The organism is Frankia sp. CcMO1 (assembly GCF_977945845.1).
The window spans coordinates 1-23503 of record NZ_CDWTMG010000010.1; the positions used below are offsets into that span (position 1 = coordinate 1).

Below are 23503 nucleotides of genomic sequence, written 5' to 3' on the forward strand. Positions count from 1 at the left end.
GCACCGGGCGCGGCGCCCACGCTCGCGGCGGCCGGCGCCGAGGTCCCCGCGCCCGCCGGGCCGGTCGGGACCACCGCCCCCACCAGCGCCGGCGTCGGCTCCTAGCGGAAGTTTCGCCCCTAGTTTGATCTTGTCTGGAGTATTCGCAGCTCATGACCGATGTCGATCTTCCGGAACTGTATGACCTAAGTCCGGGGCGCCCACCTCGCGAGGCCGAAGATCTCGGCGAGTCGGTCCTGGGCGGGAGTGGTCTCGGTGAGCATACGGCGCGCCTTCGGACGGCCCCCGGTCGAGGGGTAGATCATCGCCGTCTCCTCGATCCCGGCGAGCAGGTCGAGCAGGACGCGCACCGAGTGTTCCTGCCCGGCCCGCGCGGCGTGACGGCGCATCAGGTGCGCGACCTGCAACGCGAGCACGCAGGTGAACATGTGGACACGGATCGTGTGATCCGCGTCCAGTGGTGCATCGGGCTGAACGAGACGACATGCGGATCCTTCATCTGGCGGAACGCGAACTCGGCGTCCGACTGCGACCGATAGGCCGCGACCACGTCGCCGACCGGCCAGGCGTCACGGTCGGTGACCAGGACCCGCTTCCCGAAGATCTCCTCCTCGAGGGCGGCCCGGGCCTGCGGGTCAACCGTCCAGGTCAGCCGGTGCGCGGCCGGGGTGTCCCCGGTCAGCTTCGTGGTCACGACGCGTCGCACCCACGGGTCCGCGCAGATCGTGTCGATCTCGGCCTGGACCTTCTCCCGGGGCCGGCGGGTCTTCCCCCGGGCCGGCACGCGCGGATGGGTGAACCGGCCGCCAGTTACCGACATACTGACAGTGGTACGCTACTGAGCGTTCATATCGATGCGATCAGTGGTGCCGGCGACACGTCCGTGCCGGCCGCCAGCATTCGCGCGTGGGAGCAGCTCACCTCGGTCGGGTTCAGCGTGACTCTGGTGCCCGGCGGCCACGACATCGCCGTCAGCTCTGGCGACGCGCTGGTGGCCAAGGTCGCCGCAGCCTGTCGACGAGCGCTCCGGGAGAAGGCGTGACAGCTGCAGGCTCGACGCGGTGGCCATGAGATCGTCGCCGCCCGGGGTGAGTCAGGAGGCCGCCTTCCCGATGCGGGAGATCGCCGCGGGGTTTCGCGCGACGATTCCCCTGGCGATGGGCGTGGCGGCGTATGGCCTCGCGATGGGCGCGGTCGCCCCGACCCGGGACATCACGCTGGTGCAGTTGCTGATCATGGACGCGGTCGTCCTCGCGGGATCCGCGCAGATCGTCGTCGTTGGGTTGTGGGGAATACCTGTACCGCTGGCGGCGATCCTGGCGAGCACCTTGATCATCAATCTGCGCTACATCCTGCTGTGCGCGTCGCTGCGCGAAGTGTTCGTCGGGCGGCCACTGTGGCAGAAGCTGCTGGGGATCCACCTCGTCGCGGACGAGAACTGGGCCGTCACGCTGGCCGAGGGGCGCCGGCGGGGGCGAGCGGCGCCGCCGGGTTTCCTGCTGGGCGGCGGCCTGGCGATCCTGGTGTTCTGGCTGGTCGGTAGCGGCGCCGGGTACCTGCTCGGCGGGCGGATTCCGGCACCGGAGCGCTTCGGCCTCGACTTCGCGTTCACCACGGCCTTCATCGCGTTGACGCGCGGCTTCTGGCGGGGTCGCGCGGATGTCGTGCCGTGGCTTGCGGCCGGGGTGGCCGCGGTCGTGAGCTGGCGGCTGCTCGGCGGCACCTGGTACATCATGATCGGCGCCCTTGTCGGCGCGGCCGCCGCCGCCCGGCGCGGCCCCGAACCGGACCCGCAGGTGGTATCAGAGGGGGACGCGCCCGGTGAGTCACCCGGGACGGCGCCCGGCGTGGCGGCACCTGTGCAGGCAATCGGCCCGAAGGCAGTCGGTCCACGGGCAGTTGGTCCGCTGGCGGTCAACTCGCATGGCAATCGGCCCGGAGGAAACGAATGTGGAGCGCTGAGGCCGTCCTCGCCGTCGCCGGCATGGCGATGATCACCTACTCGCTTCGGGTCGGCGGCCTGCTGGCGGCCGACTGGCTGCCGAGCGAGGGCCCGTGGGCTCGCGCGATCGGGGCGCTGCCCGGGACGGTCCTGGTGGCCGTGGTGGTGCCGGCGGTGATCGCGGAGGGCTGGGCGGGGGTCTTCGCGGGCGCGGCCACCGCCGGCGTCGCGTACCGCACCCGTAATTTGTTGGCGTCGATGGTCGTCGGTGTCGCGCTGATTGTTCTGGGTCGACGGCTGGGGCTGGCATGATGGTTGGTCGGGAAACGGGTGGGAGCAGCGGACATCTGCGTACCGATCTTCTGCTGGCGCCGGCGTCGGCGCTGGCCCGTCCCGACCTGCTCGCCGCGCCGACCGCCGCGCTACTCGACACCCGGTCGCAGGCCGGGCGAGGGGACGAGATCGAGGTCGCCGAGATCGATCCCGAGCTGTCCGACACCGCGGCCTTCTGCGTGCACTATGGGGTGGACCCGGCCGAGACGGCGAACTGCGTGGTCGTCGCGGGCCGGCGGGGCGGTGTCACCATGCTCGCGGCCTGCGTTGTGTTCGCCGTCTCCCGGGCTGACGTCAACGGCCTGGTCCGGCGGCATCTGGACGCCCGCAAGGTCTCGTTCGTGCCGATGGACACGGCCGTCACCGAAACCGGCATGGAGTATGGGGGCATCACCCCGGTCGGGCTTCCCGCGGAATGGCCGATCCTGATCGACCGGGCAGTGGCCGAGCACCCGCGCGTCGTGGTCGGCTCCGGGGTGCGCATCTCCAAGCTGTGGCTGCCCGGCAGGGTCCTGGCCGCGCTGCCCGGAGCCCGGGTGCTCGACGGCCTCGGAACGTAGCCGCCCGCACGCCTGCGGCCCGCCGGAAAAACAGTGCCCCGTCCTGATCCCGGTGTCACCGGGCGGGACGGGGCGGGTTCGGTGGGGCCGGTCGGTAGGGTCGATCGGTGGGGCCGGGCGAGATCAGACGAGAGCGGTGACGGCGATCGCCACGAACAGCAGGGTCAGATACGTGATCGACATGTGGAACAGGCGCATCGGCCTCGGGTCCTCGCCGTGCCGGGCCCGGCGGGCGACCCGGTGCGACTCGACCAGGAACCAGGCGCCCACCGCGACGGCGACGACGAGGTAGACCGGGCCGGTGGAGGCGACGGGAGCGACCGCGAGCGAGGCGGCGACCATCGCGTAGGCGTAGCCCAGCATCCGCCGGGTGACGACCTGGACGGAGGCGACGACCGGCAGCATGGGGACGCCTGCCACGGCGTAGTCGTCGCGGAACTTCATCGCCAGCGCCCAGAAGTGCGGCGGGGTCCAGAAAAAGACGACGGCGAACAGCAGCACCGCGGCCCAGCCGACGGTCCCCGTGACCGCCGACCATCCGATCAGGACGGGGAAGCAGCCGGCCGCGCCCCCGATGACGATGTTCGACGGGGTGCGGCGCTTCAGCCCGAGGGTGTAGACGAAGACGTAGAAGGCGATCGCCCCGTCCGCCAGCAGCGCGGAGGGCCAGTTGACCAGGAAACCGAAGAGCAGTGTCGAGACGATCCCGATCACGATGCCGAAGGTCAGCGCCTCCGTGGGCGTGACGGTCGCCCGCACGAGCGGACGGCGCTTCGTGCGGCCCATCATCTGATCGATGTCACGATCGACATAACAGTTGATCGTGTTCGCGCTGCCGGCGGCGAGGGTTCCCGCCACCAGGGTCACGGCGATCAGCCAGAGCGGCGGCATGCCCCGTTCGGCGAGCATCATGACCGGGACGGTGGTGATGAGCAGCAGTTCGACCACGCGCAGCTTCATCAGGGCGACATAGCCGCGGGCCTTCGCCGACACGGCCGCCCAGCCCCCGCGGGTCGCATGCCCGGCGCCCGGGAGCCCGTCGGCGGGCGGATCGGCTGCGGGGGCTGGCGGGCCGGCTGCGGGGGCGGGCGGGCCGCCAACCCCCGGCGCCGGTGCGGGAACACCGGGCGGCTCGAGCGCCGGCGCCGGTGCGGTCGTTGGCTTGGAGGCGCCCGCCCGCCCCGGTCCGCGGGCGGGGACATGCCGGCGACGAAGGACGGCCTCGGTAGACAGAGCGACCTCGCGATCGGCGGGATCGACGGGCGACCCACGCGGGACGGTGCCCCGAAAGTCGGAGCGGGCGGTGTTCTACGACGTGTCGGAGTCTAGCCGCCGCGGCGCTGCGTACGCGCGTCGACCGCGCCCGGACCCCCGCCGCCGCCCTGCGTCCTCATCTCACAACCGCGCCACGCGGCCCCCCGGGCGGCGGCGACCGACATGTACTGGCGTGGGGCATCGGACAGCGACGGTGGGTATGACGCATGGACGGCGGGCATCGGGCATGAACCACAGGGACCGGGATTCCACTCGTCGTGCGCGTTGTTCTCCCAACCGCCACCCGACTGTCACGGGGATCCGCAGACTGGGATCAGACTGGAAACAGCCTGGGATGGAGCCGGCCCCAGAGGGTAGTGCCCTGAAGGGGGTGCGCCCATCGGAGGACAGCTTGGAGACATGGTGAGGACGCCACCGCCCGCGGAGAGGAAGTCAGCCCGATGAGCAATCCCCTGTCCGAGCTCTCAGCCGCCGGAGTGGCGGTCTGGCTGGACGACATCAGCCGGGACCGCCTACGCACCGGCAACCTCGCCCACCTGGTCGAGAACCGCAGCGTCGTCGGCGTGACGAGCAACCCGACCATCTTCCAGAAGGCGATCAGTTCGAGCTTCCAGAAGGCGATCAGTTCGAGCGACCTGTACGACGAGCAGCTGCACGACCTGGCGATCCGCGGTGTGGACGTCGGCGAGGCCGTCCGGGCCATCACGGCCGCCGACGTGCGCGACGCCTGCGACGTGCTGCGCGGCGTCTACGACGCCAGCGGCGGCGTCGACGGCCGGGTGTCCCTGGAGGTCGATCCCCGGCTCGCCCACGAGGCCGAGCGCACGCTCGCCGAGGCGCGTGCCCTGTGGTGGCTGGTCGACCGGCCGAACCTGTTCATCAAGATTCCCGCCACCCGGGCCGGCCTCTCGGCGATCACCGAGACGCTCGCCCAGGGCATCAGCGTGAACGTGACGCTGATCTTCGGACTCGACCGGTACGACGCCGTGATCGACGCGTTCATGACCGGTCTGGAGAAGGCCCTGGCCGCGGGGCGCGCCATCACCGACCTGGCCTCGGTCGCGTCGTTCTTCGTCAGCCGGGTGGACACCGAGGTCGACCAGCGGCTGGAGAAGATTGGCACTCCGGAGGCGAAGGCGCTGCGCGGCCGGGCCGCCGTCGCCAACGCCCGGCTGGCCTTCGAGCGGTACGAGAAGGCGTTCGCCACTCCCCGCTGGGCGGCCCTGGCCGCGGCGGGCGCGAAGCCCCAACGCCCATTGTGGGCGTCGACGTCCACCAAGGACCCATCCCTGCCGGACACGATCTACGTCACCGAGCTGATCGCGCCCGGAACCGTCAACACGATGCCGGAGGCAACCCTGGAGGCGTTCGCCGACCACGGGTCGGTGACGGGCGAGACGATCCGCCCCCGCTACGAGGAGGCCCACGAGGTGTTCGCCCAGCTCACGGCCGTCGGAATCGATCTCGACGACGTGATCGAGACCCTGGAGAGCCAGGGCGTACAGAAGTTCGAGGACTCGTGGACCCAGCTGCTGGACACCATCGCGGCGCACCTGGGCTCACCCGGTTCGTCCGCGTAAGGCCTGGCGCCGGCCGTGGCCGTGGCGGTCGCCACGGCCGTGATGATCGTCTCAGCGTCGTTCATGGACACCCGACGGTCCCCGGTGAAACAACCTCGGAGAGACCACAAGCAGAACGAAGGGGGAACGGGTGGCGCCCACGGTGAGTACCAACCCGCTGCGGGACCCACGTGACCGCAGACTGCCGCGCCTGCCGGACGCGAGCGCCCTGGTGGTGTTCGGCGCTACCGGCGACCTGGCCCGCAAGAAGCTGATCCCCGCCGTCTACGACCTGGCCCACCGCGGCCTGCTGCCGCCGGGTTTCGTCCTGCTCGGGTTCGCCCGCCGGGACTGGCCCGACGAGGACTTCGCCGAGTTCGCCCGGCAGGCCGCCGAGAAGGGCGCCCGCACCCCCTTCCGTGCAGAGGTCTGGGACCGGCTGGCGGGCTCCGTGCGGTTCCTGCCGGGGTCCTTCGACGACGACGCCGCGTTCGACCGGCTCGCCCGGGCGCTGGAGAGCCTGGAGCACTCCCACGGTATCCGTGGCAACGCGGCGTTCTACCTGTCGATCCCGCCGTTGGCCTTCCCGGTCGTGCTCAAGCAGATGCAGCGCACCGGGCTCTCCTCGGCCGCTGGTTCGGGCGGCTGGCGCCGGGTCGTCGTCGAGAAACCGTTCGGTCACGACCTGGAGTCGGCCCGGCAGCTCAACGCGCTCGTCGACGACGTCTTCACCCCGTCCGGGGTGTTCCGCATCGACCACTACCTGGGCAAGGAGACGGTCCAGAACCTCTTCGCGCTGCGCTTCGCCAACACGCTGTTCGAACCGATCTGGAACTCCCAGTTCGTCGACTCGGTGCAGATCACCATGGCCGAGGACGTCGGGATCGGCACCCGGGCCGGCTTCTACGACGAGACGGGCGCCGCCCGGGACGTGCTCCAGAACCACCTGTTGCAGCTGCTCGCCCTGACCGCGATGGAGGAGCCGGTCAGCTTCGGCGCGGAGACCATCCGCACCGAGAAGCTGAAGGTGCTCCGCGCGGTATCGTTGCCTACGGACCTCACCCGCTACGCGGTACGGGGGCAGTACGAGCAGGGCTGGCTCGCCGGGGAGCGGGTCCCGGGCTACCTCGACGAACAGGACATCCCCGCGCAGTCGCGGACGGAGACCTTCTCGGCGGTGCGCTTCGGCATCGAGACGCGCCGGTGGGCCGGGGTGCCGTTCTACCTGCGGACTGGCAAGCGGCTGCCACGGCGGGTCACCGAGATCGCCATCTTCTTCAAGAAGGCGCCGCACCTGCCGTTCGACGAGACCGCCACCACCGAGCTCGGCAACAACCAACTGGTCATCCGGGTGCAGCCCGACGAGGGGGTCACGCTCAAGTTCGGCTCCAAGGTCCCCGGCTCGGCGATGGAGGTCCGGGACGTCGCGATGGACTTCCTGTTCGGTGAGGCGTTCACCGAGGCGCTGCCGGAGGCCTACGAACGGCTGATCCTCGACGTGCTGCTCGGCGACGCGACGCTGTTCCCGAACAACGCGGAGGTCGAGGAGTCCTGGCGGATCGTCGATCCGCTGGAGCGGCACTGGGCGGGCACCACCCCGCACCGCTACCGGGCCGGCACCTGGGGCCCGGCGGCCGCCGACGAGATGCTCGCCCACGACGGTCGCCGGTGGCGGCGGCCATGACCATGGATTAGGAGCCCCTCGTGACCACATTGTGGGACACCACCGGTTCTGAGGTGGTCAAGGCCCTCTCCGCCGAACGACGGGCGGCCGGAGCCCTGGCCTTCGGCTTGGCGCTGACCCTCGTCGTCGTCGTTGACGAAAAGCACGTCAGCGCCGCCGAGGGCGCGGCGACGCTGGCGGCCTCCGCCCATCCGTGCCGGCTACTGATCGTCGTCCGCCGGCAGGTCGACGTGCCGCATCCCCGGCTCGACGCCGAGGTCTCGATCGGCGGTCGGCTCGGCCCGGGCGAGGCGGTCGTGATGCGGATGTCCGGCCGGTTGGCGCTGCACGCGGAATCGGTCGTGCTTCCCCTGCTCGCACCGGACGCCCCGGTGGTCACCTGGTGGCACGACGAGCCGCCGACCCGGATCGCCTACGACCCGCTCGGCGTATTCGCCGACCGGCGGGTCACCGACGTCACTGCCAGCCCGGACCCGCTGTCGGCGCTGTTCCAGCGGGCCGCGGACTTCGCCCCCGGCGACACGGACCTGTCCTGGACCAGGCTGTCGCCCTGGCGCACCCTGCTCGCTGCCGCCTTCGACGCGGTGGTCAGCGAGCGGCCGGACTCAGCCGTCATCACCGCCGGCCGGGCCGATCCGAGCGCCCAGCTGTTCGCCGGCTGGCTCCAGAACAGGCTCGCCGTCCCGGTGACGGTCGACGAAACGGGTGGCCGGCCCGGTATCACGGCGGTCGCCGTCGCCCTCGACGGGGACCGGCTGGCCGTCTCCCGCACCGACTCCCAGTCGGCGATGATCTCCCGCACCGGGTACCCGGACCGGGTACTGCCCCTGTCCGACCGGGGCGTCGGGGACCTGCTCGCCGAGGAGCTGCGCCGGCTCGACGACGACGCCGTCTACGCCGAGGCCCTGGGTACCTGGAGCGGCCTGCCGAACCTGACCAGGCGCTCGCCGCACCGAGAGCACATCTGGCGGGACCCGATGGACCAGACCGTGGGCGCCACGGACGCCTTGGCCGCCAGCACCGTGACGTCGAGCGCCGCGGCCCCGGGCACCGCGGCCCCGGGCACCGCCCCGACGAGTGCCTCGAACAACGAACGGGCGGTGGGTGGCGCATGACGGCCGAGCCGGAGCTCGTCCTCCATCGTGACGCCGGGGTACTGGCCAGGGCCGCCGCGGCCCGTCTGATCACCCGGCTGGTGGACGCCCAGACGGCCCGCGGGGAGGCCTCACTCGTCCTGACCGGCGGTGGCATCGGCATCGCCCTGCTGCGGGCGGTGCGATCGAACCCGGCTCTCGACGCGGTGGACTGGAGCAAGGTCGACATCTGGTGGGGCGACGAGCGGTTCGTCGCGGCCGGCTCGCCCGACCGCAACGAGCGGCAGACGCGGGAGGCGCTGCTCGATCACATCCCGGTGGATCCCAAACGGATCTTCCCGATGGGCCATCTGGCGGCCCCGACCGCGGGCGGTGACGTCGAGGGACGAGCCGCGGCCTCCGGCTATGCCGACCCGGAGTCCGCCGCGGTGGAGTACGCCGCGCTGCTGGCCACCCGTGCCGTCACCGGATCGGCGGTGCCGAGCTTCGACGTGGTGCTCCTCGGGCTCGGCCCGGAGGGCCATGTCGCCTCGCTGTTCCCGGGCTCCCCCGCGGTCGTCGCGACCGAGCCGGTGGTGGCCGTGCATGACTGCCCCAAGCCACCGCCGGAACGCGTCACACTGACCCTGCCGGCCATCCAGTCCGCCCACGAGGTCTGGGTGATCGTCGCCGGGGAGGAGAAGGCCGATGCGGTCGCGGCGTCGTTCTCCGGAGCGGGACCGATCACGATCCCGGCGACGGGAGCGGTCGGCCGCGACCGCAGCCTGTGGCTCGCCGACCGGGCCGCCGCCTCCCGGCTGCCCGGCTGGCAGTGACGCGGTCCGCGGACGACCTGTCCCGTAGACTTGTCCCGTGGGCCCGGTACGCGTGCCGGGCCCACGGGACGGCACCGGCGGATCAGGTCAGGATCTTGTCAGGTCAAGATCTTGGTCTTGCCCCGCTCGAACTCGGCCTCGCTGATAATCCCCCGGTCTCGCAGGTGCGCGAGCTTGCCAAGTTCGTCGGCATCGCTCGTCGTCCTGGCGGCCTCCTGGAGGTAGGCGCGCCAGGCCTGTTCGTCGCGCTGCGCCGCGGCGCGGCTGCGCTCGTGCATGCTGCCACCCCGCACGATCAGGTAGGCGATCACGCCAAGCCAGGGCAGCACCACGATCGCGACCGTCCAGGCGGCCTTCGCCCATCCGGACAGATCCTGGCTGCGGAACACGTCCATGATCACGACAAGCAGCAGCCACAGCCACAGGATGAAAGCAAAAAACCACAGCATATAGAGGAAGACGCTGAGCAGCGGAAAATCGGGATCCACGGAGTACCTCCTGTCCACGCCGTGGTCGGGCGGTGGCCTGGGCGGGCCACGGTCGTCCCGGCGTCCTGGGGCCCCGGTTCCGGCCCGGACCCGGTTTCTGACCCGGTCCGTTCATACCCGCGCCGGGCCGTCCCGCCGTCGCGCCGCCTCACCCGCCGGGGGTGGACCGCCCAGCGCACTCACCCGCTCACCCGGCAGCCCGCTCACCCGGCGGTCCGGCCAGCCGGCGGCCCCGGTCAGCCTGGGGGCGCGGGGGACGATGGGGACACGGCGGGCGCTGAGCGGCGCATGGTCGCCTGCCCCGCCGAGCTGATCTCGGTCGCCGGATACGAGCAGTCGAGCGTGCCGTCGCCATGGAGCACGAGGTCCAGCCAGGTGGCGGCGAAGCACAATGCCCCGACCCGGGTGAGACGTTCCTCGAGCCGGACCGAGGCGCCGGACACCGCCCGCAGCACGAGCTCGCCGGCGCACCCACTCTCCGGGTAGGCACTCGTGCCGATCACCTCGCCGATCCGGCCGCCCCGCAGCACCAGCTCGGCGTTGAAGTGCACGAACGCCTGCGTCACCGATCCGCTCCAGCTGCCGATCATGCCCGGGGGCAGCGCCTCGCCAGCCTCGGCACCCGGTTGCGACCCGACCCCCGCCGGATCCCGCGTGGCGACCGTCGGCGGCGAGGCGCGACGCCGGTCGCCGTCGTCGCCGCTGCCGTCCGCGCCGAACAGCTGGTACGCCCCGGCGGCCACGGCGGCGAGCAGCACCAGGACGATCATCGCCCCGGCCATCAGCCGGGGTGCCCGCCACGGCCGGGCCCATCCGACCGCACCGGTGGGCCGCGCCGTCCCTGGCCACGCCGGCGGGAACGGACCGGGTCGCGACCCGGTCCGGCGCCGGATCACCGCGTCCGGCGCCGGGGACGGCGGGGATACCGGGGACGGCGAGGATACCGGGGCGGAATCGGCCGGGTGGGACGCGGCCCAGGTCAGCAACGCCTGCGCTCCCTCCGCGCGCAGCCGGCTCGCCGGGTTCTTGGCCAGCAGCCCGGCGATCGCTGCCGACAGCCTGCCGCCCCGGAGGAAGGGTTGCGGATCGGCGTGCAGCACGGCGCCGATAGTGGTGAGCAGCGTGTCGCGCTGGAACGGTGAGACCCCCTCGACGGCAAAGTAGAGGGTGGCGCCGAGGGCGAACAGGTCGCCGGCCAGGGTCGCGGGGCCGCCGAGGAGGCGCTCGGGCGCCATGTAGGCGGGCGTCCCGCCGCTGCCGACGCCGCCGGTGAGGGTCGGGTCGGCGGCGTGGGTGGCGATGCCGAAGTCGGTCAGCAGCACCCGGCCGTCGTCGGCCAGCAGGATGTTCGATGGTTTGACGTCCCGGTGCAGCACGCCCATCTGCTGGCCCGCGACCAAGGCGTCGAGGACCGCGAGCCCGACCTGGATGGCACGCTCAGGCGGCAGGGACCGTCCCGGTTGACCGTCGTGGCGAGTGTGCCGGCCCGGACCAGCTCCATCACGATCCACGGCAGGCCGTCGTGTTCCACGGCGTCATGGACGGTGACCACGTGCGGGTTCCCCCGCAGCCGGGCGGCGTTGCGGGCCTCGCGCATCGCCGTCTCCACTCCGGCGGCACGCTCGTCGTCGTCGAGGTCGGCGGAGACCCGGATCTCCTTGATCGCCAGCTCGACCCGGAGCACATCGTCGTGGGCCCGCCACACGGTGCCCATCCCACCGGAGCCAATCCGTTCGACGAGCCGGTACCGCCCGGCGACGATCCGGCCGATGCCGACATCATCCACAGTCACAGGAGCATCCTCGGCGGCGGCGCAACGGCGGCAGCCCGTTCCCGGGCTAGGAGGCGCCCCGAAGCTTGGCGAGCGCCTCGGCGAGGATCGCCTCGCCGTCCTTCTCGTTCCGTCGTTCCCGCACGTAGGCGAGATGGGTCTTGTACGGCTCGGTGCGCGGCGGGGCGGGGGTGTTGTCCCGATCCCGTCCCGCCGGAAAACCACAGCTCGGACAATCCCACGTGTCGGGAATCGCCGCGTCCGCGGCGAACGACGGTCTCGTCTCGTGCGCGTTGGCGCACCAGAAGGAGATACGTTGCCGGGGCGCGGTCTCGCCCCGTTCCGCCTCTCCCATCGGTCCTGCCCCGACCCGGCTCCCCCGGATGGCGTTGCCACCTGCCACGGCCCGCGTGCTCCTTCGTCTCGTCCCATGGGTGGTAGCACGGAAACCGTGCCTGCCGATTCCGCGGCCTCGAGCGCCGCGGAACCTCGTACCCGGTTTCGTAAACCTGACGTTCCCGGCACTTTTCCCCGGGTGTTCCTCCGGGTACGTCCTGGGGGGAGTGTAGGCCGCGAGAGCCACACATGGATGCACCGACCACCCCCGCCTGGTTACCCCTGGCGTTACCCTCGGCGGGAGGAGCGTGTTCAGGTCGGGTGTCATCCGGACCCCAGCGAGACCGCGGTCGGATCGGCGGTGCCGACCGACGGCACGATCGTGAACGCGGTGACGTTCGTGCTATGGAACTGCGGGGTGTGCACGACGGCCAGCGGGATTACCGCGACCTGCTCGACCACCGTGTGCTCCAGGTCAGCCCAGTCGCTCGCGGCGGTCGCCTCGCTGGTGGCCCGCAGCGCCGTGGCGAGCAGATGCAGGGCGCCCGGATCCCGGTAGCCGCCGTCGGCCGGCCTGGGGCCGGCCCACGTCTCGTCCAGCAATGGCTGGAAGACGGTGCGGCCCGCGTCGCCGTACCAGTCCGGGGCGATGGTGGTGAGCGCCAGGTCCCAGAACTGCCCGGTGGGGTGGACGGCGGCCGCACGGTAGCGCTCGCCGGTCCGGATCCGGATGTCGAGGCGGATGCCGGAACGGGCGAAGGCGGTCCGCAATGCCTCAGCGGCCGCCACGTCGGTGGCGCTGTCCGTGGTGAGCAGGGACAGCGCCGTGACGGGCCCGCCGGGGGTGTGGCTCAGCGCCTCCCGGCAACGGGCCGCGTCGCCGAGTCCCGCCGGACGCGGGAAGGGATCCGCGTCGGTATAGCCGGTCATCGTCTCCTGCAGCAACCCGGTGGCGGCAGCGGCGAACTCGGGGCCGCCGAGCGCCGCCGCGAGGCTCACCCGGTCAATGCAGTAGGGCAGCGCCCGGCGGACCGGCAGCTCACGCAGCGCGGCCGCGGAGGGCCCGTTGAATCCGACGGTAACCGCCAGGGTGACCCCGACCCCGTCGACCACGAGACGGGGGTCATTCGCCCTGGCGAGCTCCACGGCCCGGCTGTCGGGGATCTTCCCATCGAGCGACATGTCCGCGTCGCCGCTCTCCAGCTCCTGCTGCATGGCCTCCGGACTCAGGCCGTCGAAGATCGTTATATGGTCGGGCAGGGCGCGGCGGATCCCGTCCGAGGATGCGCTCCAGGATGGGCTGCGCGACAGCCGGTACCCCTCGCCGGGAGCGACCGTGAACCGGTACGGCCCGGCCGACACCAGGTTGTGCAGGTACTCCGGCGAGTCCGGCGGGTAGGCCAGGGCCTCCAGCGGCACCGGGGAGGCCGCCGGTAGCGCCAGCACGTCCACGAAGTCGTTCATCGGGGCCAGTAGATGGAACGCGAGCGTGTCGTCGCCGACGATCTCGATGCCCTCCACGGTGCTGCTCTCGACGAAGGCCGCGGCGTCGGCAACCGGGATCGCCGCCAGCTGGGCACAGAACTCCCGGAATCCGACGATGGTCGCCGTGAAGTAGCCGCGCAGCGGTGACGGGTTCGGGGGCGTGCACAGTCGCTTGATGCCGCGGGCGACGTCGTTGGCAGTGATCCGGCGCTGGTTGGGGGTGTCCCAGCGCGCCGCGGGACGCAGCCGCACCGTGTAGACCAGCCCGTTCTCGGTGACGACCGGCGCGCCGACGGCGAGGTCCGGCCGCGGGATGGTCGACTTCGTCGTGTCCTCGTCGGAGGGATAGCTGAACAGCTGGCGGGTCACGAGCCGGCTGACCGCCCGCTCGCCGGGCTGGTCGGCCCAGCCGGGATCGCCGCTGGGCATCCACTGGGTGACGATCCGCAGCGTGCCGCCCGGCTTGTCGGGCGGAGGGGGCGTGGCGGTCGCCGCCGGGGTGGGACTGGCGGCGAGCTCACGCGATCCGCCCCCCGAGCCGCCGCCGCTGCAGGCGGTCACCGTGGCGGTCAGGACCGTGGCGAGCAGAACCGTGGCGAGCACGGACAGGGGGCGGGGCAGCCGGCCTCCACGGCCGCGACCACTCCCGCGGCCGGGACCAGGACGCGGGCCGAACTGGGCGTTCAATTCTTCAGCAGCAGACCGAGACCGACGATGCAGGTGAACCAGATGATCCCAACCACGATGGTCAACCGGTCGAGGTTCTTCTCCACGACCGAGGACCCACCCAGCGACGAGGACACGCCGCCGCCGAACAGGGTGGACAGCCCGCCTCCCTTGGCCCGGTGCAACAGCACAAGCATGATCATCAGAATACTCGCGACAATCAGGGCGATCGACAGACCGATCGTCATCTAGACCAGCTCCCGCTCCTCGGGGAAGTGGCAGGCCACCCGGTGCCCAGGCCGAACCTCCGACAAGGGCGGTTCCACTGTCCTACACACCTCCTCGGCCTTCCAGCAACGTGGGTGGAACCGGCACGCCTCGAGGGGATCGGGCGGGCCGGGCACGTCGCCACGCAACAGTATCCGCTCCCACCGACGGTGCTTCGCCTGGTCCGGCACCGGGACGGCCGGCGGCAGGGCGAGTACACAGACGCGTCCGCCGTCAGGCCGGCGGCCCGCTGCGCACGATGCCGACGAACTCCTCGGCGACCAGGCTCGCCCCGCCGACCAGCCCGCCGTCCACATCCGGCATGGTGAACAGCTCGCCGGCGTTCGCCGCCTTCACCGAGCCGCCGTAGAGGACACGGGTCCCAGCGGCAATCTCATCGCCGTACTGCCTGGCCAGCTGGCCGCGGACCGCCGCGCACATGTCCTGGGCGTCCTGCGCGGAGGCGGTGCGGCCGGTGCCGATCGCCCACACCGGCTCGTAGGCGATGACGATCGTCGCGGCCTGCTCGGCGGTGATGCCAGCCAGCGACTGCTCGAGCTGACGCAGCACGTGCTCAACATGGGTGCCGGCGGCCCGGATCTCCTCGGGCTCCCCCACGCACAGGATGGGGGTGAGCCCCACGGAGAAGGCCGCCTTCGCCTTGGCCGCCACCAGCGCGTCGTCCTCGTGGTGGCCGGCCCGGCGCTCGGAGTGCCCGACGACGACGTAGTCGCAGCCGAGCTTGGCCAGCATCGCCCCGCTGATATCACCGGTGTGCGCACCCGACGCGTACGGGGAGAGGTCCTGCCCCCCGTAGGCGATGGCGAGCTTGTCTCCGTCCACCAGGGTCTGCACGCTGCGCAGATCGGTGAACGGTGGGAGAACGACGACCTCGACGGTCTCCAGCTCGGCGGGCTTGAGATCGAAGGCGATCTTCTGCACCAGCGCGATCGCCTCGAGGTGATTGAGGTTCATCTTCCAGTTGCCGGCCACCAGCGCCCGTCGGCCGGTGCCCTTGACACCGACGGCGCCCTTCGAGCCGGCAGCGCCCTTCGCCGATCTGTCCTTGCCCACGCCGTCCTCGTCCTTCCCGGATCCCCTGTTCTTCCCGGATCCCCTGTCGGAACCTCGCTCGGAACCTCGCTCAGATCTTCCCCGGCCCAGCAGTGCCATCAGCCGGCCCCGGCGCCGGGCGTCCCGCGGAAGTCAGACATCGAGGGCCGCGAGCCCGGGCAGCGTCTTGCCCTCCAGGTATTCCAGGCTCGCGCCGCCGCCGGTCGAGATGTGGCTGAAGGCATCCTCCGGGATGCCGAGCGTGCGGACCGCCGCGGCGGAGTCTCCGCCACCCACGACGGAGAACCCCTTGCCGGCGGCGACCGCCTCGGCCACCCCCCGGGTGCCCGCGGCGAACGGCGCGAGCTCGAACACACCCATCGGCCCGTTCCAGAAGACCGTAGCCGCTCCGGCCAGCCGCGCGGCGAACAGCTCCGTCGACGCCGGGCCGATGTCGAGCCCGAGCCAGCCGGCGGGGATGGCGCCAGCCGCGACGGCGGCGGTGTCCGCGTCGGCGGCGAACCTGTCCGCGACGACGACGTCGGTCGGCAGCACGATCCGCTCCCCGCCCTCGGCGAGCAGCTCCTTGCACGTCTCGATCATCTCGGTCTCCAGCAGCGACCCGCCGACCCCGTGACCGAGCGCCGCCAGGAAGGTGAAGCACATCCCTCCGCCGACGAGCAACGTGTCGACCTTGGGCAGCAGCGCGCGGATCACGCCGAGCTTGTCGGACACCTTGGACCCGCCGAGCACGACACTGTAGGGACGCGCCGGGTCGCTGCTGAGCCGGCGGAGCACCTCCAGCTCGGTGAGCACGAGCCGGCCCGCGGCGTGCGGCAGCCGCTTCGGGACGTCGGCGACGCTGGCGTGGGCCCGGTGGACCGCGCCGAAGGCGTCCCCGACGTAGAACTCGGCGAGCGCCGACAACTCGTCGGCGAAGGCCGCGCGGATCGCCGCGTCCTTGCTGGTCTCCCCGGCGGCGAAGCGCAGGTTCTCCAGCAGCGCCACCTCGCCGTCCCCGAGCCCGGCGACCACCTCGCGGGCATGCGCACCGGCGATGTCACCGCTGCCGTCGCCGGCGAACGCCACCGGCCGGCCCAGCAGCTCGGCGAGCCGACCCGCCACCGGCTCCAGGGAGTACTTCGGGTCCGGTTCGCCCTTCGGCCGGCCCAGGTGCGAGCTCACGACCACCCGGGCGCCCCGGTCCAGCAGTGCGGCGATGGTCGGGACGCTGGCGCGGACCCGGCCGTCGTCGGTGATGCGCGGGGTGTCACCGGAACGGTCCAACGGCACGTTCAGGTCGCTGCGGACCAGCACCCGGTGCCCGGCGACCTGCAGGTCGTCGATCGTCCTCACGCTTCGTTACTCCATCGGGGAGAGAAATTGTCGAGGAAGGGCCGGGGAGGACCGGCGCCGCCCGACGGGTTTCGCCAGCCGGCGGCGTGCGGGCCTAGAGCGGCGCGCGGGCCTAGAGGCGCGCGGCGACCAGCGCGGTCAGGTCGACCAGCCGGTTGGAGTAGCCCCACTCATTGTCGTACCAGCCGACGATCTTCACCTGATTGCCGGCGGACATCGTCAGCAGCGAGTCGAACGTGCAGGACGCCAGGGTGTTGACGATGTCGGAGGAGACGATCGGGTCCTCGGTGTAGACAAGGTAGCCCTTCAGCGGGCCCTCCGCCGCCGCCTTGAACGCCGCGTTGACCTCTTCCTTGCTGGCCTTCTTGTCCAGGGTGGCCACCAGGTCGGTGACCGAGCCGTCGAGGACCGGCACCCGCATCGCCAGCCCGTCGAGCTTGCCCTTGAGGTGGGGCAGGACCAGCGCGGTGGCCTTCGCCGCACCCGTGGTGGTCGGGATGATGTTCTGCGCCGCCGCCCGCGCCCGCCGCAGGTCCGAGTGCGGGAAGTCCAGGATGACCTGGTCGTTGGTGTAGGCGTGGATGGTGGTCATCAGCCCCTGGCTGATGCCGAAGGCCTCGTCGAGCACCTTCGCCATCGGCGCGACGCAGTTCGTCGTGCAGGAAGCGTTGGACAGGATGTGGTGCCTGGCCGGGTCGTAGGCATCGTCGTTCACGCCTATCACCACGGTGATGTCCTCGTCCTTGGCCGGCGCCGAGATGATGACCTTCTTGGCGCCGGCCTGCAGATGCTTGCCCGCGTCCGCCGCCTTGGTGAAGCGGCCGGTGGACTCGATGACAACGTCCACACCCAGATCGGCCCAGGGCAGCGCCGCCGGGTCGCGCTCGGCCAGCACCTTGATCACGGTGTCACCGACGCGGATACCCTCGTCGACGACACCGACCGCAGCAGGCAGCGTACCCAGCGTGGTGTCGTACTTGAGCAGATGCGCAAGAGTCTTGTTGTCGGTCAGGTCGTTGACCGCGACGATCTCGAGATCGTTCCGGTTGCTCGCCGCGAGCGCCCGCCAGAAGTTACGACCGATTCGCCCGAAGCCGTTGACACCCACCCGCGTAGCCACGTCCAGGACTCCCTACCGTCTTGTCTCGTCGTTTCGATAGTCACGCCGTCGTTCCGTCACGACGTCGTCGTTCGGTTGTGACGTTCTCGTTCATGTGGCACTGTCGTTCATGTGGCGCTGTCAAGGCAGGAGCCTAACGAGTTTGCACATCATCGGCGGGAATCCGAACCGTGCGATGCTGGTCTCCTCACACGATGCGGGCACGCCCCACCCGGAAACTACATCCCATCACATCGCTGCGCTGCCGCACCGCCGGTGCGCCTCCGCAGGGCCGGGGGCCGGGCAGATTCCGTGGGCCCGCGCTGACGCCGGCCGAACCGGCCAGGCGGGCGCCCCACGGGCAGGCCCCACCCCGAAGAGCCCCGAAGAGCCATCCGATCCCGATGGTGCTACTGGGCCAGTTTTCCACATTACAGGTATGAACTGTCTGGGTACGATCTGGGCCGCTGTTGCTCAAGCGTTCTCAAGGAGATCCGGGGAGACGCTCGCCTCGGTATTGGGGATACCGAGCGCGTTGGCCCTCTTGTCGGCGAGCGCCAACAGCCGGCGGATCCGGCCGGCGACCGCATCCTTGGTCAGCGGCGGGTCCGCGAGCGCGCCCAGTTCCTCCAGGGAGGCCTGCGCGTGATCGAGGCGCAACCGGCCGGCCGCCAGCAGGTGCTCCGGGGCGTCGTCGCCGAGGATGCGCATCGCGGCCTGCACCCGGGCGCCGGCGGCCACCGCGGCCCGGGCGGAGCGGCGCAGGTTGGCGTCGTCGAAGTTCGCCAGCCGGTTGGCCGTCGCCCGGACCTCCCGGCGCATCCGCCGTTCCTCCCAGGCGAGCAGGCTGTCATGCGCACCGATCCTGGTCAGCAGCGCGCCGATCGCGTCGCCGTCGCGGATGACGACACGGTCGACGCCGCGCACGTCCCGGCTCTTGGCCTGGACCCCCAGCCGGCGCGCCGCGCCGACCAGGGCCAGCGCGGCCTCCGGACCGGGCGAGGTCACCTCCAGCGAGCAGGACCGACCCGGCTCGGTCAGTGAACCGTGGGCGAGGAACGCGCCCCGCCAGGCCGCCGCGGCGTCACAGGCGGAGCCCGTGACCACCTGCGGCGGCAGCCCGCGCACCGGGCGGCCACGCTGGTCGAGCAGGCCGGTGGACCGCGCGAGCTGCTCGCCGTCCCGCTCGACGCGCACGATGTAGCGCACCGAGCGGCGCAGCCCACCGGCGGCCAGCACGGCCACCGTCGAGGGGAAGCCGAAGACCTCGGCGATCTCGCGACGCAACCGGCGGGCGGTCGCGCCGGTATCGAGTTCCGCCTCGACCACGATGCGACCACCGACGATGTGCAGCCCCCCACCGAAGCGCAGCAGGGCTGCCATCTCGGCCCGCCGGCAACAGGGCTTCGCGACCCGCAGCCGGCTCAGTTCGTCCTTGACGGTGGCCGTCATCGCCGCCACACCGATCACTCCTTGGCTTCACCGGATGGGGTCCGGCGGACCGGTCCGCCGGACGATGAGTACTGCGTGACCGGCCGCCGGGACGCGGGCGCCGGGCGGGTCGCCTCCGGGAGTCCCGCGAACACCGCGCGGAAGGCCGCGGCGAGCCGGACCGGGTCGTGCACGGGCGCGCCAGGGATCCGCACCGGCGCCAGATGGAGCCGGGCGCCGACGTCCGCCGCCGCCCGGGCGAGCAGGTCGGGGTCGGGCACCGCGGTCGGATCGGCGATCACCACGTCCAGCCGCAGGCCGGGAACGTGCCGGCCGAGGGAGTGGAGATGGGCCTGGGGGGTGTATCCCTCGGTCTCCCCCGGCTGGGCGGCCAGGTTCAACACCATCACCCGGTTCGCCCGGGACATCGCAATCGCCCGGTTCATCCCAGGAACCAACAGATGCGGCAGCATGCTCGTGTAGTGCGATCCCGGCCCAAGGATGATCCAGTCGGCCGCGCCCGCCGCGGCCACCGCCTCCGGACAGGCCGGCGGTGCCGCCGGCGACAGCCGGACACCCACGACCCGTCCACCGGTCGTGGCCACCGCGGCCTGCCCGCGCACCTCGACCTCGGCGGTGGGCGCCCCCGGATCCAGCCCCACGACGTCGGCGACGATGTCGATGCCCCTGGTCGACAGCGGCAGCACCCGCCCCCGCAGACCGAGGAGGGCGGCGGCCAGGTCGAGCGCGGCCACCGGTGATCCGGTGCGCTCGGCGAGCGCGGTGAGCACGAGGTTGCCGACCGCGTGCCCGGCGAGCGGCCCGTCGCCGCCGAACCGGTGCTGGAACACGCCCGCCCAGGTGGTCGACCATCCGTCCGGTCCGGCCAGCGCGGCCAGGGCCATTCGTAGATCGCCCATGGGCAGCGCACCGAGCTCCGCGCGCAGCCGCCCGGAGGATCCACCATCGTCACCGACGGTCACCACGGCGGTAAGCGCCGAGGTGATCTGCCGGAGCGCGGCGAGCGAGGCGGCGAGCCCGTGGCCGCCGCCGAAGGCGACGACCGCCGGTGCCCGGTCCGGACCGTCGGAGCGCGCGGCTACGCCACTGAGGTTCACGGATGGTTCACTCCCGTCCCAGGTCACGGTGCACCACCCGGACCCCCACGCCGCCCGCGGCGAGCCGGGTGCCGAGCTGCTCGGCGATCGCGACGCTACGGTGCTTGCCGCCGGTGCACCCGACGGCCAGCGTGAGATACCGCTTGCCCTCGCGGGCGTAGCCCTCGCCGACCAGGCGGAGCAGCGCCGCGTACTGGTCGAGGAAGTCCTGCGCTCCCGGCTGGGCCAGCACATAGTCGCGCACCTGCGGATCGCGGCCGGTGAACGGGCGCAGCGCCTCCACCCAGTGCGGGTTGGGCAGGAACCGGCAGTCGGCGACGAGATCCGCATCCAGCGGAAGTCCGTACTTGTACCCGAACGACACCACCGTGGCGTTGAGCCGGTTGGCGTTCGGCTGCCCGAACGCGGCGTCGATCTTCGACCGCAGCTCATGGACGTTCAGGTCGGTGGTGTCGAGGACCAGGTCAGCCTCGCCGCGCAGCTCGGCGAGCAGAATCCGTTCCCGGCTGATGCCGTCGACCACCCGCTCGTCGCGCTGCAGCGGATGCGGGCGGCGGACGTGCTCGAACCGGCGGATCAGCGCATCGTCGCTGGCCTCGAGGAACAGCATCCGGGGATGCATGCCCCGCGCGTCGAGCGCCGCGATCGCGGCGCGCAGGTCAGAGAAGAACGGCCGGCCCCGCACGTCCACCACGACGGCGATGCGGCTGACCGTCCCACCAGAACGACGGCCCAGCTCAGCCATGGTGGACAGCAGCTCCGGGGGAAGGTTGTCGACGACGAACCAGCCCAGGTCCTCCAGGCACTTCGCCGCGGTGCTGCGCCCGGCGCCGGACAGCCCGGTGATGATCGCCAAATCCAGGGTCGGGGTGGTCATGAGACGGTCTCCGCGTCGAGGATCTCTCCGGTGTGCGGGTCGACGACGGGGGCGGGCGCGTCGGCGCGGCCCGGCGCCGACCGGGCCAGCGCGGTGACGATCGCCGCCGCCGTCCGCGGGCCGATGCCGGACACCTGCGCGATCTGCTCGGCGCTCGCCGCCCGTACCTTCGCCACCGAACCGAAGTAGCGCAGCAGGGCCTTGCGCCGGGTGTCACCCAGGCCGGGGACCTCGTCGAGGGCGGAGGCCACCATGGCCGTGGACCGCTTCTGCCGGTGGTAGGCGATGGCGAAGCGGTGTGCCTCGTCGCGTACCCGTTGCAGCAGGTAGAGCGCCTCGGACGTCCGCGGGAGGATGACCGGGTCCGCGGTGCCCGGCAGCCAGACCTCCTCCAGCCGCTTCGCCAGCCCGCACAGCGCCACCCCGCCGGGGCCGGCGTCGATGCCGAGCTCGTCGAGCGCCCGGGCCGCCGCGGCCACCTGGGGCGCCCCGCCGTCCACCACGACGAGGTTCGGCGGGTAGGCGAACCGGCGCGGCCGCCCGGTCCCCGGATCGATCGGCTGCGCGGCATCCGGCGCGTCGGCGATGTCGGCGATGTCGGCAAGCTCGCCGACGCGGGACCGCTCGGCGAGGTAGCGCGAGAACCTCCGGTGGATGGTCTCGTACATGCTCGCCACGTCGTCCCCGGCAGCCCCGTCCCCGGCAGCCCCGTCCCGGCCGGCACCCTCCCGGCCGGCGATGCCGCGGATCGCGAACCTGCGGTACTCGGACTTGCGCGGCAGGCCGTCCTCGAACACGACCATGCTCGCCGCGACGTTCGTGCCCTGGGTGTTCGAGACGTCGAAGCACTCGATGCGCAGCGGCGCGTCGGGCAGCTCCAAGGCCTCCTGAAGCTCGGCGAGGGCACGGCTGCGGGCGGTGAGGTCACTGGCCCGCTTCGTCCGGTGCAGCGCGAACGCCTGCTTGGCGTTGCGCTCCACCGTCTCGAGCAGGGTGCGCTTGTCCCCGCGGCGGGGCACGCGGACCTCGACGCGGCTGCCCCGGGCCGCGCCGAGCAGTTCGGTGACCGCCTCGACGCCGGGCGGCAGGGCGGGAACCAGGATCTCGCGGGGGATGCCCTCCCCCTGGGATCCCGCGGTGGTCGTGGGCACCGTCGAACCAGCGGTCCCGGTCGAGGCCGCTCCCGTGCCGTCGAGGTACTCCTGGGTGAGGAACTGCTCGACGAGGTCCGCGGTCGTGACCTCGTCGAGCTTGTCGACGACCCAGCCCCGCTGGCCGCGTACCCGCCCGCCACGCACGTAGAACACCGCGACGGCGGCCTCCAGCTCGTCCTCGGCGAAGGCGATGACGTCGGCGTCGGTGCCGTCGGGCAGGACCACGGCCTGCTTCTCGACCGCACGGCGCAGGGCGCCGATGTCGTCGCGCAGCCGCGCGGCGCGTTCGTACTCCTGGGCCTGCGCCGCCTGCTGCATCTCCCGTTCGAGCCGACGCAGGTAACGGCCCGCCTGCCCGGACATGAAGTCGCAGAAGTCCTCGACGATCTCCCGGTGGGTGGCCGCGTCGACCCGTCCCACGCAGGGTGCCGAGCACCGGTCGATGTACCCGAGCAGGCACGGCCGTCCGACCTGCGCGGCCCGTTTGAAGACCCCGCCCGAGCACGTGCGGGCGGGGAAGACCCGCAGGAGCAGATCGAGGGTCTCCCGGATGGCCCAGGCATGCGCATACGGGCCGAAGTACCGGACACCCTTGCGCTTGGGTCCCCGCATGACCTGCAGGCGCGGGAACTCCTCGTGGAGGGTCACGGCGAGACTCGGGTAGCTCTTGTCGTCGCGGTAGCGGACGTTGAAGCGCGGGTCGAACTCCTTGATCCACGTGTACTCGAGCTGGAGGGCCTCGACCTCGGTCGAGACAACGGTCCAGTCGACCGAGCTCGCCGAGGAGACCATGTGCTGCGTGCGCGGATGGAGGGTGTGCAACTCGGCGAAGTAGTTGGCCAGCCGGGCCCGCAGGTTCTTGGCCTTGCCGACATAGAGCACGCGACCGTGCTCGTCACGGAAACGATAGACACCGGGTGTCTCGGGGATCGAGCCCGGGGCGGGCCGGTAGGACGCCGGATCAGCCATGAAGCGAGCCTACGGCGACCTTCATCCCGAGCAAGCAGCACCTGCACGTAACCATTTCATCACGCATAGCGTGCGGGCTTGGCAGCGGGTTCCCTCCGATGGTGGCGGTAGGGTGACGAGCGGCGACGGCCACCCGGCAGTGTCGTGACCGATTACACACCTTCCGCTGTT

23 protein-coding genes and 1 pseudogene are annotated in these 23503 nt (G+C 71.8%); 8 read left to right on the plus strand and 16 right to left on the minus strand.

Annotation, left to right across the window (positions count from 1 at the left end):
• Positions 1-185: 185 nt before the first annotated feature.
• Complete coding sequence (locus tag AC08OU_RS02770; protein ID WP_476601974.1) at positions 186-416, minus strand: hypothetical protein; 231 nt, start codon at positions 414-416, stop codon at positions 186-188.
• Positions 389-820 carry a hypothetical protein gene (locus AC08OU_RS02775; protein ID WP_476601975.1) on the minus strand — a complete coding sequence of 144 codons (432 nt, stop codon included), beginning with the start codon at positions 818-820 and terminating at the stop codon, positions 389-391. Before AC08OU_RS02775 ends, AC08OU_RS02770 begins: the two co-directional genes overlap by 28 nt.
• A 63-nt stretch (positions 821-883) precedes the next feature.
• Here AC08OU_RS02775 and AC08OU_RS02780 point away from each other — a divergent pair, with 63 nt between their 5' ends.
• From AC08OU_RS02780 to AC08OU_RS02795, 4 genes are read left to right on the plus strand one after another with little or no spacing between them, the layout of a single operon-like run.
• Positions 884-1042 carry a hypothetical protein gene (locus tag AC08OU_RS02780; RefSeq protein WP_476601976.1) on the plus strand — a complete coding sequence of 53 codons (159 nt, stop codon included), beginning with the start codon at positions 884-886 and terminating at the stop codon, positions 1040-1042.
• A gap of 25 nt (positions 1043-1067) precedes the next feature.
• Positions 1068-1994: an AzlC family ABC transporter permease gene (locus AC08OU_RS02785; RefSeq protein ID WP_476601977.1), complete on the plus strand. Its 927-nt coding sequence runs from the start codon at positions 1068-1070 to the stop codon at positions 1992-1994.
• Entirely contained in the window at positions 1949-2254 is a 306-nt protein-coding gene (locus AC08OU_RS02790; RefSeq protein WP_462202821.1) for an AzlD domain-containing protein, read from the plus strand. Before AC08OU_RS02785 ends, AC08OU_RS02790 begins: the two co-directional genes overlap by 46 nt.
• Positions 2254-2835, plus strand: coding sequence for a YbaK/EbsC family protein (locus AC08OU_RS02795; RefSeq protein WP_476604260.1), 582 nt, complete (start codon positions 2254-2256; stop codon positions 2833-2835). Before AC08OU_RS02790 ends, AC08OU_RS02795 begins: the two co-directional genes overlap by 1 nt.
• Before the next feature lie 123 nt (positions 2836-2958).
• Here the strand turns inward: AC08OU_RS02795 and AC08OU_RS02800 are convergent, their stop codons facing one another.
• Positions 2959-3828, minus strand: a complete 870-nt coding sequence (locus AC08OU_RS02800) for a heme o synthase (RefSeq protein ID WP_476604261.1) — start codon at positions 3826-3828, stop codon at positions 2959-2961.
• A gap of 722 nt (positions 3829-4550) precedes the next feature.
• On the opposite strand from AC08OU_RS02800, the gene tal reads away from it, so the two are divergent.
• From tal to pgl, 4 genes are all read left to right on the plus strand, one after another.
• On the plus strand, positions 4551-5690 hold the full coding sequence (tal, locus tag AC08OU_RS02805) for a transaldolase (protein WP_476599393.1): 1140 nt from the start codon (positions 4551-4553) through the stop codon (positions 5688-5690).
• A 130-nt stretch (positions 5691-5820) separates the two neighbouring features.
• The gene (gene zwf, locus AC08OU_RS02810; protein WP_462187985.1) at positions 5821-7353 is read left to right on the plus strand and encodes a glucose-6-phosphate dehydrogenase; all 1533 of its coding nucleotides are present in this window, start codon (positions 5821-5823) and stop codon (positions 7351-7353) included.
• Positions 7354-7373: 20 nt separating this feature from the next.
• A complete protein-coding gene (locus AC08OU_RS02815) occupies positions 7374-8468 on the plus strand; it encodes a glucose-6-phosphate dehydrogenase assembly protein OpcA (RefSeq protein ID WP_476599391.1) in 1095 nt (364 codons plus the stop codon).
• Positions 8465-9262 carry a 6-phosphogluconolactonase gene (gene pgl, locus AC08OU_RS02820; RefSeq protein ID WP_462187983.1) on the plus strand — a complete coding sequence of 266 codons (798 nt, stop codon included), beginning with the start codon at positions 8465-8467 and terminating at the stop codon, positions 9260-9262. The genes AC08OU_RS02815 and pgl overlap by 4 nt, the downstream gene beginning before the upstream one ends.
• Before the next feature lie 98 nt (positions 9263-9360).
• On the opposite strand, the gene AC08OU_RS02825 is transcribed toward pgl, so the two are convergent.
• From AC08OU_RS02825 to uvrC, 13 genes and pseudogenes are all read right to left on the minus strand, one after another.
• Positions 9361-9750, minus strand: a complete 390-nt coding sequence (locus AC08OU_RS02825; protein ID WP_462187982.1) for an SHOCT domain-containing protein — start codon at positions 9748-9750, stop codon at positions 9361-9363.
• A gap of 236 nt (positions 9751-9986) precedes the next feature.
• A pseudogene (locus AC08OU_RS02830) lies at positions 9987-11464 on the minus strand (serine/threonine-protein kinase).
• A 124-nt stretch (positions 11465-11588) separates the two neighbouring features.
• Positions 11589-11924: an RNA polymerase-binding protein RbpA gene (locus AC08OU_RS02835; RefSeq protein WP_011436081.1), complete on the minus strand. Its 336-nt coding sequence runs from the start codon at positions 11922-11924 to the stop codon at positions 11589-11591.
• Positions 11925-12181: 257 nt separating this feature from the next.
• The gene (locus AC08OU_RS02840) at positions 12182-13951 is read right to left on the minus strand and encodes an ABC transporter substrate-binding protein (protein ID WP_476599395.1); all 1770 of its coding nucleotides are present in this window, start codon (positions 13949-13951) and stop codon (positions 12182-12184) included.
• 74 nt (positions 13952-14025) lie between these two features.
• Complete coding sequence (gene secG / locus AC08OU_RS02845) at positions 14026-14256, minus strand: preprotein translocase subunit SecG (protein WP_462187980.1); 231 nt, start codon at positions 14254-14256, stop codon at positions 14026-14028.
• On the minus strand, positions 14257-14592 hold the full coding sequence (locus AC08OU_RS02850) for an oligopeptide/dipeptide ABC transporter ATP-binding protein (protein WP_476599390.1): 336 nt from the start codon (positions 14590-14592) through the stop codon (positions 14257-14259).
• Positions 14510-15448, minus strand: a complete 939-nt coding sequence (tpiA, locus tag AC08OU_RS02855) for a triose-phosphate isomerase (RefSeq protein ID WP_476599388.1) — start codon at positions 15446-15448, stop codon at positions 14510-14512. Before tpiA ends, AC08OU_RS02850 begins: the two co-directional genes overlap by 83 nt.
• Positions 15449-15481: 33 nt before the next feature.
• Positions 15482-16684 carry a phosphoglycerate kinase gene (locus AC08OU_RS02860; protein ID WP_476599386.1) on the minus strand — a complete coding sequence of 401 codons (1203 nt, stop codon included), beginning with the start codon at positions 16682-16684 and terminating at the stop codon, positions 15482-15484.
• Positions 16685-16796: 112 nt separating this feature from the next.
• Positions 16797-17804, minus strand: a complete 1008-nt coding sequence (gene gap / locus AC08OU_RS02865; RefSeq protein ID WP_476599384.1) for a type I glyceraldehyde-3-phosphate dehydrogenase — start codon at positions 17802-17804, stop codon at positions 16797-16799.
• A 453-nt stretch (positions 17805-18257) separates the two neighbouring features.
• A complete protein-coding gene (gene whiA / locus AC08OU_RS02870) occupies positions 18258-19244 on the minus strand; it encodes a DNA-binding protein WhiA (protein ID WP_476591645.1) in 987 nt (328 codons plus the stop codon).
• A gap of 5 nt (positions 19245-19249) precedes the next feature.
• Complete coding sequence (locus AC08OU_RS02875) at positions 19250-20332, minus strand: gluconeogenesis factor YvcK family protein (protein ID WP_462186158.1); 1083 nt, start codon at positions 20330-20332, stop codon at positions 19250-19252.
• A 7-nt stretch (positions 20333-20339) separates the two neighbouring features.
• Complete coding sequence (gene rapZ, locus AC08OU_RS02880) at positions 20340-21209, minus strand: RNase adapter RapZ (RefSeq protein WP_462186159.1); 870 nt, start codon at positions 21207-21209, stop codon at positions 20340-20342.
• Positions 21206-23332: an excinuclease ABC subunit UvrC gene (gene uvrC, locus AC08OU_RS02885; protein WP_476599382.1), complete on the minus strand. Its 2127-nt coding sequence runs from the start codon at positions 23330-23332 to the stop codon at positions 21206-21208. The genes rapZ and uvrC overlap by 4 nt, the downstream gene beginning before the upstream one ends.
• Positions 23333-23503: the final 171 nt, after the last annotated feature.

What these genes read in the sequence shown, in the direction of transcription:
- AC08OU_RS02775 (WP_476601975.1), bottom strand. Translation starts at nt 820, where the DNA reads ATGTCGGTAACTGGCGGCCGGTTCACCCATCCGCGCGTGCCGGCCCGG.
- AC08OU_RS02785 (WP_476601977.1), top strand. Translation starts at nt 1,068, where the DNA reads ATGAGATCGTCGCCGCCCGGGGTGAGTCAGGAGGCCGCCTTCCCGATG.
- AC08OU_RS02790 (WP_462202821.1), top strand. Translation starts at nt 1,949, where the DNA reads ATGTGGAGCGCTGAGGCCGTCCTCGCCGTCGCCGGCATGGCGATGATC.
- AC08OU_RS02795 (WP_476604260.1), top strand. Translation starts at nt 2,254, where the DNA reads ATGGTTGGTCGGGAAACGGGTGGGAGCAGCGGACATCTGCGTACCGAT.
- tal (WP_476599393.1), top strand. Translation starts at nt 4,551, where the DNA reads ATGAGCAATCCCCTGTCCGAGCTCTCAGCCGCCGGAGTGGCGGTCTGG.
- pgl (WP_462187983.1), top strand. Translation starts at nt 8,465, where the DNA reads ATGACGGCCGAGCCGGAGCTCGTCCTCCATCGTGACGCCGGGGTACTG.
- secG (WP_462187980.1), bottom strand. Translation starts at nt 14,256, where the DNA reads ATGACGATCGGTCTGTCGATCGCCCTGATTGTCGCGAGTATTCTGATG.
- AC08OU_RS02850 (WP_476599390.1), bottom strand. Translation starts at nt 14,592, where the DNA reads ATGTGGACGGCGGGCTGGTCGGCGGGGCGAGCCTGGTCGCCGAGGAGT.
- tpiA (WP_476599388.1), bottom strand. Translation starts at nt 15,448, where the DNA reads ATGGCACTGCTGGGCCGGGGAAGATCTGAGCGAGGTTCCGAGCGAGGT.
- rapZ (WP_462186159.1), bottom strand. Translation starts at nt 21,209, where the DNA reads ATGACCACCCCGACCCTGGATTTGGCGATCATCACCGGGCTGTCCGGC.
- uvrC (WP_476599382.1), bottom strand. Translation starts at nt 23,332, where the DNA reads ATGGCTGATCCGGCGTCCTACCGGCCCGCCCCGGGCTCGATCCCCGAG.